12 protein-coding genes are annotated in these 12,857 nt (G+C 73.1%); 7 read left to right on the top strand and 5 right to left on the bottom strand.

Annotated elements, in window-relative coordinates; translation table 11 throughout:
• Positions 1-34: 34 nt before the first annotated feature.
• Entirely contained in the window at positions 35-820 is a 786-nt protein-coding gene (locus ACZ59A_RS31905) for a sigma-70 family RNA polymerase sigma factor (RefSeq protein ID WP_470965880.1), read from the bottom strand.
• A gap of 235 nt (positions 821-1,055) precedes the next feature.
• Here ACZ59A_RS31905 and ACZ59A_RS31900 point away from each other — a divergent pair, with 235 nt between their 5' ends.
• Positions 1,056-1,646 carry an HhH-GPD-type base excision DNA repair protein gene (locus tag ACZ59A_RS31900; RefSeq protein WP_470965877.1) on the top strand — a complete coding sequence of 197 codons (591 nt, stop codon included), beginning with the start codon at positions 1,056-1,058 and terminating at the stop codon, positions 1,644-1,646.
• A gap of 27 nt (positions 1,647-1,673) precedes the next feature.
• Here the strand turns inward: ACZ59A_RS31900 and ACZ59A_RS31895 are convergent, their stop codons facing one another.
• The 4 genes from ACZ59A_RS31895 to ACZ59A_RS31880 form a co-directional block, all read right to left on the bottom strand.
• A complete protein-coding gene (locus tag ACZ59A_RS31895; RefSeq protein WP_470965875.1) occupies positions 1,674-2,642 on the bottom strand; it encodes an alpha/beta hydrolase in 969 nt (322 codons plus the stop codon).
• A gap of 564 nt (positions 2,643-3,206) precedes the next feature.
• Positions 3,207-3,983: a DeoR/GlpR family DNA-binding transcription regulator gene (locus ACZ59A_RS31890; RefSeq protein ID WP_470966525.1), complete on the bottom strand. Its 777-nt coding sequence runs from the start codon at positions 3,981-3,983 to the stop codon at positions 3,207-3,209.
• A gap of 54 nt (positions 3,984-4,037) precedes the next feature.
• Complete coding sequence (gene pdxA, locus ACZ59A_RS31885; RefSeq protein WP_470965872.1) at positions 4,038-5,087, bottom strand: 4-hydroxythreonine-4-phosphate dehydrogenase PdxA; 1,050 nt, start codon at positions 5,085-5,087, stop codon at positions 4,038-4,040.
• Positions 5,084-6,334, bottom strand: coding sequence for a four-carbon acid sugar kinase family protein (locus tag ACZ59A_RS31880; RefSeq protein ID WP_470966522.1), 1,251 nt, complete (start codon positions 6,332-6,334; stop codon positions 5,084-5,086). Before ACZ59A_RS31880 ends, pdxA begins: the two co-directional genes overlap by 4 nt.
• A 239-nt stretch (positions 6,335-6,573) precedes the next feature.
• Between ACZ59A_RS31880 and ACZ59A_RS31875 the strand changes: the two genes are divergently transcribed.
• Genes ACZ59A_RS31875 through ACZ59A_RS31850 form a run of 6 tightly spaced genes read left to right on the top strand, consistent with a single transcriptional unit; the run spans position 6,574 to position 12,822 of the window.
• The gene (locus ACZ59A_RS31875; protein ID WP_470965869.1) at positions 6,574-8,148 is read left to right on the top strand and encodes an ABC transporter substrate-binding protein; all 1,575 of its coding nucleotides are present in this window, start codon (positions 6,574-6,576) and stop codon (positions 8,146-8,148) included.
• Positions 8,149-8,151: 3 nt separating this feature from the next.
• A complete protein-coding gene (locus ACZ59A_RS31870; protein ID WP_470965866.1) occupies positions 8,152-9,081 on the top strand; it encodes an ABC transporter permease in 930 nt (309 codons plus the stop codon).
• 3 nt (positions 9,082-9,084) lie between these two features.
• The gene (locus ACZ59A_RS31865) at positions 9,085-10,047 is read left to right on the top strand and encodes an ABC transporter permease (RefSeq protein ID WP_470965864.1); all 963 of its coding nucleotides are present in this window, start codon (positions 9,085-9,087) and stop codon (positions 10,045-10,047) included.
• A complete protein-coding gene (locus tag ACZ59A_RS31860) occupies positions 10,047-10,913 on the top strand; it encodes an ABC transporter ATP-binding protein (protein WP_470965862.1) in 867 nt (288 codons plus the stop codon). Before ACZ59A_RS31865 ends, ACZ59A_RS31860 begins: the two co-directional genes overlap by 1 nt.
• Positions 10,910-11,806, top strand: a complete 897-nt coding sequence (locus ACZ59A_RS31855; protein WP_470965859.1) for an ATP-binding cassette domain-containing protein — start codon at positions 10,910-10,912, stop codon at positions 11,804-11,806. The genes ACZ59A_RS31860 and ACZ59A_RS31855 overlap by 4 nt, the downstream gene beginning before the upstream one ends.
• Positions 11,803-12,822 carry an aldo/keto reductase gene (locus ACZ59A_RS31850; protein WP_470965857.1) on the top strand — a complete coding sequence of 340 codons (1,020 nt, stop codon included), beginning with the start codon at positions 11,803-11,805 and terminating at the stop codon, positions 12,820-12,822. Before ACZ59A_RS31855 ends, ACZ59A_RS31850 begins: the two co-directional genes overlap by 4 nt.
• Positions 12,823-12,857: the final 35 nt, after the last annotated feature.

Raw genomic sequence — 12,857 nt, 5'->3', positions numbered from 1 at the left:
CTCCTGCCGGGGGAGCGGGGGCTGCGTACGGGGGTCACGCGTGGGCCAGCAGCCCCTGGCGCAGCTCGCTGTAGAGCCGGGACAGCCGACGGGATATGTGCATCTGCGAGAAGCCGAGGATCTCGCCGATCTGGCTCTGCGAAAGCCCGGCGAAGAACCGCAGGTAGAGCACGTAGCGGTCCTGTTCGGAGAGGTCCGCGATGAGCACCCGCAGCGATTCGCGGTTGACGACCCGTTCGATCGCGGCGTCGTCCGCGCCGACCGTCTCGGCGAGCAGCCGTTCCTCTGCGCCCTGCACCGCGGCGTTGAGGGACAGCGGGGTGCAGGAGGCGCTGGCCTCCAGACCGGCGCGTACGTCCTCCTGCGGCATGCCGGTGCGGGTGCTGATCTCCCCGACGGTGGGCGTGCGGCCGCCAAGCTCCTGCTCCAGCGCGTCGCGCGCCGAGCGGGTGCGGGAGCGGACCTCCTGGATGTTGCGCGGAATGTGCAGCGTCCACAGATAGTCGCGGAAGTGCCGCTTCAGCTCGCCGGTGATGACGGGGATGGCGTACGAGGGGAAGGCGTGGCCGAGGTCCGGGTTGTAGCGGTCGACGGCCTTCACCAGGGCCAGCGAGGCGACCTGGGTGAGGTCTTCGATGTTCTCGCCCTTGTTGCGGTAGCGCAGCGCCAGGCGCTTGGCGACCGGCAGCCACTCGCAGATGATCGCCTCGCGCAGCGCGTCGCGCTCGGCTCCGGAGGGCAGCCGGGACAGTCGCAGAAAGGCGCCGCCGGTGTCGGGGGTGTCGTCGTGGTGTCGGCGGCGAGTCGCGGTTGCTGACATGGTCACTCGCCTCCGTGGTCCGATGTCACGGCCTGCCCGCGGCACAGCGGTGAATGCGGTGAGGTCCCGCTCTCTGAAGGGCGATCGGTTTCACGGTCGGTTCTGCGGTCGAAACCAGGCTCGCATGCCCCCCAAGGTCGTGCAATTCGGCCAAATCGACCTACCTTTCCTGCGTCTTTGGGGGGAATTGTGACGTGGGGTGATTCGAGATCGCAGCGATGGGTATCCGCCGGGGATGGACGCCACCCTTCGTCTCGCCCAGCAACCCGAGGCCGACGCCCTGCTCGCGCGCAGCCCCCTGGCCCTTCTGACCGGCATGCTGCTCGATCAGCAGGTCCCCATGGAATGGGCGTTCACCGGCCCGTACACCATCGCGCGGCGGATGGGCGCCGACGACCTGGACGCCCAGGAGATCGCCGCGTACGACCCCGAGCGGTTCTCGGCGCTGCTGTCGGAGAAACCGGCCGTGCACCGCTACCCCGGATCGATGGCCAAGCGGGTCCAGCAGCTGTGCCAGTACCTGGTCGAGCACCACGACGGCGACGCGGCCGCCCTGTGGCGCGATGTCCCCACCGGCGCCGAACTCCTCCGGCGGCTGAACGCCCTGCCCGGCTACGGCAAGCAGAAGTCGCAGATCTTCCTCGCCCTGCTCGGCAAGCGGTTCGAGGTGCGGCCCGAGGGCTGGCGGGAGGCGGCGGGGGGTTACGGCGAGGCGGGCTCGTACCGCTCGGTGGCCGACATCACCGGCCCCGAGTCGCTGGACAAGGTGCGCGCCTACAAGCAGCAGATGAAGAAGCAGGCCAAGGCGGGCGGCGCCGGGAGCTGAGCCCCGGAACCGGGCCGGACACCGAGGTCAGGCCGTGCCCAGCGCGCCGCGCAGGGTGTCCACGGCCAGGGTGAGCGCGGCCCGCGCCGCATGGGTGTCCCGCAGGGCGTCGAGCATCAGGAAGTCATGGATGATGCCCTGCATCCGCAGCGCGGTCACCGGCACACCGGCGTCCCGGAGCTTGTCCGCGTAACCCTCGCCCTCGTCCCGCAGCACATCGGCCTCACCGGTGATGACCAGCGCGGGCGGCAGCCCCTTGAGCTGGCCGGTGTCCGCGCGCAGCGGGGAGGCGGTGATCTCGGCCCGCTGCTCGGGGTCGGTGGTGTACTGGTCCCAGAACCACCGCATGCCCTGGCGGGTCAGGTAGTAGCCGTCGGCGAACTGCTCGTACGAGCCGGTGTCGAAGTTCGCGTCGGTCACCGGATAGAACAGCACCTGCTGGACGAGGGAGACATCGCCGCGCTCCTTGGCCATCAGCGTCAGCGCGGCGGTCATGTTGCCGCCCACCGAGTCCCCGGCCACCGCGAGCCGGTCCGCGTCGAGCCCGGCGCCCTCGCCGTGCGCCACGATCCACTGCCCGACCGCGTAGCACTGCTCCAGCGCCACCGGGTAGCGGGCCTCGGGGGAGAGGTCGTACTCGGGGAACACCACGGCCGCGCCGACTCCGACCGCCAGCTCCCGGACCAGCCGGTCGTGCGTATGCGCGTTGCCGAACACCCAGCCCGCGCCGTGCACATAGAGAATCACCGGAAGGGTCCCGGAGGCATTCGGCGGGCGGACGATCCGCGCCTTCACCCCACCGGCCGGAATCCCGGTGACGCTGATCCACTCCTCGTCCACCTCGGGCTTGGCGACCTCCCCGGACTGCACCGCGTCGACCGTCCTGCGGCCCTCCGAGGGCGACATCTGGTACAGATACGGCGGCTTCGCGGTGGCCTCGGCGAACGCGGCGGCCGCGGGCTCCAGAACGGGGTGGTGCGGGGCGGTGCGCGGCATCTGCGGCTCCTTGGCGGTCCGGGATTCCGAGGCGGCCGGGGATTTACGACCCTCTCACCGCGCCCGCGCCCGCACCCGTCCGCTTACGCCACCAGGGCTACTCCCGGCCGCCGGGTCGCGCGCCGAGGATCAGGTCAGCGGGCCCGGCGCCGGGGAGGGATCGGGGACCGGATCGGGGCCCGGGGGGTTGGGCACGGGGTCCGGGGACGGGCCCGGAGGCGGCCCCGGCACGGGCCCCGGCGGCTCGGGCGGAGGCGACGGCACCGGGTCCGGCGGCGGCCCCGGAGGCGGTCCGGGCACGGGCCCCGGCGCGGGTCCCGGCTCGGGGCCGCCCGGTCCGGGCGACGGGGTCGGGCTCGGCGGCACGGGGTCGTCGGGCTGTGCCGGGTAGGCGGTGTGAAGCGGGTCGGTCTGCCGTGCCACGGTGTCCTCCCAAAGCGCGTGAGACGGTGGCCATGTCCTGCCTGCGGGGCTGGTGCCCTGCGGGGCGGGTGCCCGATATCCCCGGGGCCACGCATGGCCTCCGGCGCCTCCACCGTACGCCGCGGGACGCCGTACCCGCCGTCAGTCCGCGTCCACGATCGTGACCTCGACGCCCCCGGCGCGCAGCGACCGGATCTCCTCCTCGTCGGCGCCGCTGTCGGTCACCAGGGTCCAGCCGGGCGGCAGCCGTATCCAGGTGTGGAACGGGCGCCTGCCGACCTTGGCCGCGTGCGCCAGCACGTACACCCGCTCGGCGCGCCGGGCCATCAGCTCCTTGAGCCGGGTCTGGCGCAGATCCGCCTCGCAGATGCCGTGTTCGGCCGTCACCCCGTCGGCGCCGAGGAAGACCCGGTCGAACGTCATGCGCTCCAGCGCCGCCTCGGCGAGCGGGCCCAGGAAGCTCTGGCTCAGCGGCCGGAGCGTACCGCCCAGGCATTCGACCCGCACCGACTCCACGTCGGCCAGCTCCTGGAGCGCGGTGAGCCCGGTCGTGGCCACCGTCAGCCCCTCGGCCGCGCGCAGCTCATGGGCGAGGGCGCCGACGGTCGAGCCCGCGTCCAGCAGCACGGTCTCGCCGGTACGGACGGTCGACGCCGCCCAGCGGGCGATGGCCTGCTTCGCCTCGAACGCCTCGCCGGTGCGCTGGCGCAGCGACGCCTCGGGGTGGGCGACCAGGGCCATGGCCCCGCCGTACGTCCGCGCCAGCCGTCCGTCGGCGGTCAGCTGGGCGAGGTCGCGGCGGATGGTGGAGGCGGTGACCCCGAAGGCGCGGGACAGCTCCTCCACGCTGGCGAGGCCCGTGGTCGTCGCGAGGTGGACGATCTGGTCGCGCCGGGCCCGTGCTCCCTGTACCGGCAATGTCACTCGTCCTTCTCGGTCTTCTCGGCCAATGGGCTGCTGGGCGTCCGGACTTCAGCGGGCGGGCGAGGGCGACATCTCGGCGGCCTGCCGCAGCGCCTCGATCATGCTACCGGCGTCGGCCTTGCCGGTACCGGCGATATCGAAGGCGGTTCCGTGGTCGACGGAGGTGCGGATGACGGGGAGTCCGACGGTGAGGTTGACCCCGGCCTCCAGGCCCAGCACCTTGACCGGGCCGTGCCCCTGGTCGTGGTACATGGCCACGATCAGGTCGTAGTCGCCGCGCCCGGCCAGGAAGAAGGCGGTGTCGGCGGGCAGCGGTCCGCGGGCGTCGATGCCGTCCGCGCGCAGCACCTCCAGCGCGGGCACGATCTTCTCCTCCTCCTCGCCGTAGCCGAACAGCCCGTTCTCCCCGGCGTGCGGATTGATGCCGCACACCCCGATCACCGGTTGCGGGGTACCGGCCCGGACCATCGCGTCGTGGCCGCGGCGCACGGTGCGCTCGACCAGACCCGGCTCGATCCTGTTGACGGCGTCGATGAGCCCGATGTGGGTGGTGACATGGATGACCTTCACCGTCGGGGTGGCCAGCATCATCGACACCTCCTCGACACCGGTGAGATGGGCCAGCAGTTCGGTGTGGCCGGGGAAGAGATGCCCGCCCGCGTGCAGGGCCTCCTTGTTCAGCGGCGCGGTGCAGATGCCCTGCACCTCACCGTCCATGGCGAGCCGGGCGGCCGCCCGTACGTACTGGTACGCGGCGTCCCCGGCGACCGGGGACAGCTCGCCCCAGGGCAGGTCGGCGGGGAGCAGCCCGAGGTCGATGATGTTGATCCGGCCCGGGGTGAACTCGGCGTCGGCGGGCGCGCCGACCGTGACGATCTCGCACGCGATGCCGCGCAGCCGGGCCGCCTGCCGCAGCCGCTCCGCGTCCCCGATGACCACCGGTCGGCAGCGCCGCACGGTCTCCGGGGCGAGCAGGGCGGGGACGATCACCTCGGGCCCGATGCCCGCGCCGTCGCCCATGGTGACCGCGATGAGCGGGAGCGGACCGGCGGCACCGGCCGCGTACCCGGCGGGGGCGAGGTTGGTGGGTGAGTTCATGAGGTGACCTTCCGTTCGGTCGGGTGGGGGCGCAGCGCCCGGACGATGTGGCGCAGGGAATCGGGATCGCCGAAGCTGCCCGGGCGGGTCACGACGGATCGCCCGTCGGGAGTACGGAGGTGTACGGCGCCGTGGTGCACCTGCCCGACGGGGTCGAGCCGGTCGACGGCGAGCGCGTCCAGGACCCGGCGCGCCGTCTCCCCGCCGGTCAGGACGAGGTCGGCCCGCCCGTCGTGGGCGGCGAGGGCGGCGGCGACGGTCCGGGCCAGCCCGTGGACCAGCCGCCGGGCCGGTACGGGACCGGCCGCCGGGGCGAGGGTGACGACCGTGACCGGGGCCGTCGGCGGGGGCAGGGCGGCCGCGGGCGGCTCCGTCAGCAGGCCGGGCACGTCGAGCGGGATGTGCGCGGCGCCGTCGGCCACCAGTCGGCGCACCTGCTCGACGGCGCCCGGCTCGGCCGTACCGACGACGACCAGCACGGGGGGCCGGTCCGCCGCCTCCGTCACCGCTGCCGTCGGCCACGCGTCGGGCACGGGGGCGGGGCCGGCGTCCGCCGCCAGGTGGCGGCCGAGGGCCACCGCCAGTCCGCCGGTGCCGACCAGGCGCAGCCGCGGGCCGTCGGCGAGCGAGGCCCCGACGATCGCGTCCAGGTCGGCGTCCGTCTCCGCGTCGCAGACCGCCACCCGTCCCGCCGCCACCGCGGCCCGCAGGGCGGACAGCAGGGCGGGCCGCGCGGCGCGCACGGTCGCGAGCGGGATCAGCGCGGTGGGCAGCCCGCCCAGCGCGTCGGCCAGCGACGAGGGCGGGGCCGTGGACTCGGCGCGCCAGGTCCCGCCCTCGTGCAGCGGCACCCCGCCGATGTGCACCACGCCCGCGCGCACCACGCGACCGGCGACGGGCAGGGCGGGGGCGACGACCACGCCCGCCCCGTCCGCGGCCAGCGCGGCGACCTCGGCGGCGACATTGCCGCGCAGCAGTGAGTCGATCTTCTTCAGGACCAGGGTGTCGCCCGCGGGTGCCAGCCGCAGCGCGCCGCGGACGGCGTCGGCCGCCTCGTCCGCCGGGCGGTAGCGCGAGTCGAGGTCCAGCACGGTCGTGCCCGGCTCGGGACCTGTCGCGGGAGGTGCCCCGGATGGCCCAACGAGGAGCAGGCGACTGCGCGTTGTGCGCGATCGCAGTCCGGCGGCGGTCTCGGCGGCGCCGGACAGGTCGTCCGCGATGGCCAGCACCCTGCGGAAGGGCGGCATCTCCACCGGTACCTCCTTGAATGGCCATGACAGGGGGAGTGAGCAGACGTGATCGGATGGCGGACACGCTGTCTCCGTGGTCTCGATGATGACACACGTTGCGCGAATCGCGCGAGAGGTATTGCGTAAAGCGCGCAGTCATGTCACGGTGACCGCCGCGACACCTTGACCCGTCCGAGCCCCGCCCGGGCAGGTCGAGTGAGCCGGTCGCTCGCCTCAGAACCGCCGAGAGGTCAACGATGACCCGAATCCCCCAAGGTCCGGACGTCAGCCGCCGGGCCATGCTCCGCCTCGGAGCGGGCACCTCCGCAGGTATCGCCCTCGCCCCGCTCGCCGGGTGCGCGGGCCCCACCGGTGGCCCCGGCCCCGGTGCCATCACCCTGGGGCTGAACCGTTCCCTGGTCAGCCTCGACAACAAGCTCAACCAATTCGACGCGGCCGTCACGGTGCAGCGCGCGGTCCGCCAGGGCCTGACCCGGATGGGCAAGGGGCTCCAGCCGGAGCTGGTGCTCGCCGACCGGTTCGAGATGACCGAGCCCACCCGCTGGACGGTCCGGCTGCGGGCCGGGGTGCGCTACTCCGACGGCAGCCCGGTCACCGTCAAGGACGTGGCGACCGCGCTGAAGATGTACTGGGGCGTCAACGGCTCGTTCATCGTCGGGCTCTTCCCCGAGCGGCCCGCCATCGAAGCGGTGGACGAGCGCACCTTCTATCTGCACACCAAGCGCCCGGTCCCCATCCTCGACCAGCTGATGGCCAACATCCTCATCAGCCCGGCGGCCAAGAACCGGCCCGAGGAGCTGTCCGGCGGCGTCGGCTCCGGTCCGTACGTGGTCACCTCGGCGAACTCCGGCACCGGTGAATACGCGCTCGCCGTCAACCGGCACTACTGGGGACGGCGCGCCGCCACCCCGGGGGTGCGGGTCCGCTTCGTCCCCGAGGAGTCCAGCCGCGTGGTCGCCCTCCGCAGCGGCGAGCTGGACGTCATCGACACCATCACCCCCGACTCGGCCGAACAGCTGCGCGGACTGCCCGGGGTACGCCTCGACCGCACCACCGGTACCCGCGTCAACCAGCTGTTCTTCAACTTTCGCAAGCCCCGCGGCCATCCGCTCGCCGACCCCCGGGTGCGCGCGGCGCTGAGTTACGCCATCGACGGCAAGTCCCTCGTCGACGATGTGCTCACCGGCTCCGCCCAGCAGGCCGAGGGAGTGGTCCCGCTCGCCCTCAAGGGCGCGATACGCACCGGCGGCTACGTCCACGACCCAGGCAAGGCGCGCAAGCAGCTCGCCGCGCTGGGCCACCGCGACCTCAAGGTGAAAATCATCTGGGAGTCCGGGGAGTTCCCCGGCGACACCTCGGTGATGGAAGCCGTGCTGGAGATGCTGCGCGGCGTCGGAGTCCGCGCGACGCTCCAGCAGTTCGAGCCCGGCGGCGACATCCAGCAGTGGCGGCAGGGCCGCCGCGGCGACTGGGATGTCCTCGGCAACGGCTTCTCCGTCCCCACCGGACACGCCAGCACCAGCCTTCAGGGCATGTACGGCGGCACCGCGGAGAAGGAGAAGACCCGCGACACCTATCAGGGCTACGTCTTCCCGCAGATCGCCGACCGGCTGGCCGACGCCTCCGCCGAAACCGACGAGAAGACCCGGAACGCCAAGCTCGCCGCCGTCCAGAAGGAGATCTGGAACACCCGCCCCTGCCTGTGGGCCTTCGTCCCCGACGTGGTGCTGGCCCGCCGCTCCCGGGTCCGGGATGTGCGGCTCCTCCAGCTCAACTCCTACGACCTCGCCGCCGTGCGCCTGGAGGGCTGAGCCGTGCTGCGCTATCTGATACGCCGCCTGGGCCAGAGCGTTCTGACCATCTTCCTGACCCTCTCCACCGTCTTCGTCCTGGTGCGCATGGCACCCGGCGACCCGGCCGCCGCCCTGGCCGGACCCAACCCCAGCACCGCGGACCTCGCCCGGATCCGTGAACAGTTCGGGCTGGATCAGAGCCTGCTCACCCAGTACGGCGTCTTCCTGCGCGATCTGTTCACCGGCGACCTCGGGACCAGCTACTCCTTCCACGCCCCCGCCTTCGAGGTGGTGTTCGACCGGGTCCCCTACACCATCACCCTGGCCCTCTCCGCGATCGTGCTCACCACGGTGGTCGCCGTGCCGCTGGGGGTGTGGATGGCGCGCCGCGCCGACACCAAGCGCGAACTCGGCGCCAATGTGCTGACCATCGCCGGACAGTCCATGCCGGACTTCTGGATCGGCGTCATGCTGCTGACCGTCTTCGCCGTGCTGATGCCGGTGCTGCCCGCCTCCGGCTTCACCACCTGGAGCGGTCTGGTGCTGCCCACGGTCACCGTGGCGACACTTCAGATGGCGCTCATCTCCCGGCTGGTGCGGCGCGAGATGGCCGCGGCCCTCAGCTCGCCGTACGTCACCACCGCCCGCTCCCGCGGTGTTTCCGAGCGCGCCCTGACCTGGCGTTACGCCATGGGCAACTCCGCCATCCCGGTGCTCACCGCGCTCGGCACCCGGTTCGCCGCGATGCTCAACGGCGTCGTGGTGGTCGAGGTGGTCTTCGGCTGGCCCGGCGTCGGCTCACTGGTCGTCCGCGCCCTGGAGACCCGCGACTACCCGCTGATCCAGGCCACCGTCCTGGTCACCGCCGCGCTGGCGGTCTTCGTCCAACTCCTCATCGACCTGGCCTACCCGCTGCTCGACCCGCGGGTACGCCTGGGAAAGGCGGCCTGAGAGATGAAAGGCGCCCTCGAACCCCCGGCCCCCACCGGAGCCCCGGCCACCACCGGCCCTCAGGCCCCCGCCGAGGCCACGCCCGCGCCCCGCCCCAGCCGGGTCACCGCCCGCCAGCTGGCCCGCGCGACCGCCACCCGGCGCCGCCGCAGCGCGAGCCTCAAGCTGTGGGTGGGCACGGTGTGCACCCTGCTGGTGGTGGTGCCCGTCGCCCTCGCACAGGTGCTGCCGCTGCCCGGCGCGGGCGACCAGGACCTCTCCCGGCGACGGCTTCCCCCGCTGACCGACGGCCACCTCTTCGGCACCGACCAGCTCGGCCGCGATCTGCTCTCCCGGGTGCTGCACGGCGGCCAGGTGTCCCTGTCGATCGGTCTGCTCGCCGTCCTCGTCTCCGGCCTCATCGGCATCGTCGCGGGCGCGGCCGCCGGATACTTCGGCCGCTGGGTGGACGCGATCGTCTCCCGGCTGCTGGAGGCGCAGATGTCGCTGCCGCTGCTGATGATGCTGCTGCTCGTCGTCGCCCTGTTCGGCCCGTCCGTCACCGTCATCACCTGCGTGATCGCCATCGCCCAGTGGCCCGAAGTGGCCCGGCTGACCCGCTCGCTGGTGCTGGTCGAACGGGAGAAGCCGTACGTGGCCGCCACCCGGGTGCTGGGGCTGCGCCAGATCGCCATCCTGGCCCGCCACATCATCCCCAACATCGTCCGCCAGGCGTCCCTCGTCGTCCTGCTGCTGCTCGCCCAGGCCGTCCTGCTGGAGAGCGCGCTCAGCTACCTCGGCGCCGGACCCCAGCGGCCGTTCGCCACCTGGGGGCGCATCATCTCCGACGGCCAGGACTACATCACCACCTCCTGGTGGCTGGTGACCCTGCCCGGCCTCGTCATCGCGCTGCTGGTGGTCGGGGTCAACCTGCTGGGCGACGGCCTGCGCGACCGTACCCGCCGACGTACGACGGAGGGCTCCTGATGAGCGACGCGACCGCTACGGGCGACCGGCACGCCCCGCTGCTTGAGGTCGAGGACCTCCAGATCGAGCTGATCACCGACCGCGGCGTGGTCCGCGCGGTCGACGGTGTCGCCTTCACCCTCGCCGCGGGCGAGACCGTGACCCTCATCGGCGAGTCCGGCTCCGGCAAGTCCACCACCGCGATGGGCCTGCTGCGGCTGCTGCCCGAGGGGCTGGCCGTGCTGTCCGGCACCGCCCGCGTACAGGGCGTCGACGTCATCGCCGACCCCCGGGCGGCCCGCCGGATCCGCGGCCGCGGCGTCTCCCTCATCCCGCAGGACCCGATGACCGCGCTCAGCCCGGTGCACACCATCGGCCGCCAGCTCGGCGAGGCGCTGCGGATCCGCCACCCGGAGCTGTCCCGCGCCGACGCCCGCGCCAAGGGCATCGAACTGCTCGGCCGGGTACGGATACCCCGCCCCGAGACCCGGTGGGGCGCCTACCCCCACCAGTTCTCCGGCGGCATGCTGCAGCGCGTCCTCATCGCCATCGCGCTCGCCGCCGAGCCCGAGCTGCTGGTCGCCGACGAGCCGACCTCGGCCCTCGACGTCACGGTCCAGGCGGGCGTCCTCGATCTCCTGATGGAGCTGCAGGAACGCACCGGCATCGGAATCCTCATGATCACCCACGATCTGGGGGTCGCCCGGCTGGTCTCCGACCGCATCCATGTCATGCGCGACGGCCGCTTCGTGGAGTCCGGCCCCGTCGAGCAGATCGTGGAACACCCCGCCGAGCCGTACACCCGCGGTCTGCTCGCCGCCGTCCCCACCCTGGGCCCCTGGGACGAGACCCCCGCCGCATCTTCCCCCGAGGAGGCGTCGCTATGACCACACCCCTGCTGGCCGTCGAGGACCTGGTGGTCGAATACCCGGTCCCGGGCGGCGTGTTCCGCGCCGTGGACGGCGTCGGCTTCACCGTCGCGCCCGGCGGTGCGCTCGCCATCGTCGGCGAGTCCGGCTGCGGCAAGTCCACCATTGCCCGCGCCATCGTCCGGCTGCTGCGCCCCACCGAGGGGCGCGTCCTGCTCGACGGCACCGACATCGCGGCGCTGCCCGAGCGGCGGCTGCGGCCGCTGCGGCGCCGGGTGCAGATGGTCTTCCAGGACCCGTACGGCTCACTGGACCCGCATCTGACCGCCGAGGAGATCGTGGCCGAGCCGCTGCGGCTGGCCGGGATGCGGTCCGCCGCCGAACGCGGCCGCCGGGCCGCCCGGCTGATCGACCAGGTCGGCCTGCCCGCCACCGCCCTCCAGCGGCGCCCCGCCGAGTTCTCCGGCGGCCAGCGCCAGCGGATCGGCATCGCCCGCGCCCTGGCCAGCGGGCCCGAGCTGCTGGTCTGCGACGAGGCCACGTCCGCGCTGGACGTCTCCGTACAGGCCCAGGTGCTCCAGCTGCTGCGCGAACTCCAGGCCGAACAGAACCTCGCCTACATCGTCATCTCCCACAACCTCGGAGTGGTCCGCGAGATCAGCTCCGAGGTGGTGGTGATGCGCGGCGGCCGGATCGTCGAATCGGGACCGACCGCGGACGTGCTCGCCGCGCCCACCCAGCCGTACACCAGGACGCTGCGGCGCGCGGCGCTCGACCCGGCGACGATGCGGGGACGCAAGCCGCGCGCCCTGGTGTCCGCGATCGTGACCGACCAGGACCATGGCCGGGACCATGGCAAGGATCATGGCCAGGACCGTGACCGAGACCAGAAAACAGGAGCGACGCAGTGAACGCGCACCCGCAGACCCACACCACCTCCCAGGCATCGCCCGGCGGGGTGACCGTGCCCGGGGCCCCGGTGCCGCTTTCCCGGCTGGTGCTGGGCACCATGACCTTCGGCGACACGGTCGACCGGGAGGGCGCCGCGGCGATGCTGGACGCCGCGCTCGACGCCGGGGTGACGGGCGTGGACACCGCCAACGCGTACGTCGGGGGCGCCACCGAAACCCTCCTCGCCGAGCTGCTGCCCGGCCGCCGCGACCGGATCGTCCTCGCCACCAAGGCCGGGATGCCGCACGCCGACGCCGGTGAGCACTCCCCGCTGTCCGCGCGCGGCATGCGCGCGGCCCTCGAAGGCAGCCTCCGCCGCCTCGGCACCGACCACGTCGACCTCTTCTACCTCCACCAGCCCGACCGCGCGGCCCCGCTGGAGGAGACGCTGAGCACGGTGGCCGAGTTCGTCGCCGAGGGCAAGATCCGCGCGCTCGGCGTCTCCAACTACGCCGCCTGGCAGATCGCCGAGCTGACCCACACCGCCGACCGGGTCGGCGCCCCGCGCCCGGTGGTGGCGCAGCAGCTGTACAACCTGCTGGCCCGGCGCGTCGAGGAGGAGTACCGGGAGTACGCGGCCACCAGTGGTCTGCGCACGATGGTCTACAACCCTCTCGGTGGCGGCCTGTTGACGGGCCGTCATGTCTTCGCGGAGACCCCCGAGTCCGGCCGGTTCGGCGACTCGAAGCTCGCCGAGATGTACCGCAAGCGCTACTGGGACCCCCGCCTCTTCGAGGCGGTGGGCGACCTGGGGCGGATCGCGGACGAGGCGTCCATCCCGCTGACGGACCTGTCGCTGCGCTGGCTGCTGGGCCGGGACGGGGTGGACGCGCTGCTCCTGGGCGGCTCCCGGATCGAGCACCTGAGGGCCAACCTGGCGGCGGCCGCCGCGGGTCCGCTGCCGCGGGACGTGGTGGCGGCGTGCGACGAGGTGGGCGCCCGGCTGAGGGGCCCGATGCCCCCGTACAACCGCTGAGCCCGTGATTCCGGACGGCGTCCCGCCGTGCCGCC

The sequence above is a fragment of the Streptomyces sp. NPDC040405 genome, assembly GCF_055595765.1.
Note: the sequence above shows the minus strand (reverse complement) of the source record. Positions and strands in the feature narration are given on the sequence as shown.

Coding starts and splice junctions, on each gene's coding strand:
- pdxA (WP_470965872.1), bottom strand. CDS start 5,087: ATGAACTCACCCACCAACCTCGCCCCCGCCGGGTACGCGGCCGGTGCC.
- ACZ59A_RS31880 (WP_470966522.1), bottom strand. CDS start 6,334: ATGCCGCCCTTCCGCAGGGTGCTGGCCATCGCGGACGACCTGTCCGGC.
- ACZ59A_RS31865 (WP_470965864.1), top strand. CDS start 9,085: ATGAAAGGCGCCCTCGAACCCCCGGCCCCCACCGGAGCCCCGGCCACC.
- ACZ59A_RS31895 (WP_470965875.1), bottom strand. CDS start 2,642: ATGCCGCGCACCGCCCCGCACCACCCCGTTCTGGAGCCCGCGGCCGCC.
- ACZ59A_RS31905 (WP_470965880.1), bottom strand. CDS start 820: ATGTCAGCAACCGCGACTCGCCGCCGACACCACGACGACACCCCCGAC.
- ACZ59A_RS31875 (WP_470965869.1), top strand. CDS start 6,574: ATGACCCGAATCCCCCAAGGTCCGGACGTCAGCCGCCGGGCCATGCTC.
- ACZ59A_RS31900 (WP_470965877.1), top strand. CDS start 1,056: ATGGACGCCACCCTTCGTCTCGCCCAGCAACCCGAGGCCGACGCCCTG.
- ACZ59A_RS31860 (WP_470965862.1), top strand. CDS start 10,047: ATGAGCGACGCGACCGCTACGGGCGACCGGCACGCCCCGCTGCTTGAG.
- ACZ59A_RS31855 (WP_470965859.1), top strand. CDS start 10,910: ATGACCACACCCCTGCTGGCCGTCGAGGACCTGGTGGTCGAATACCCG.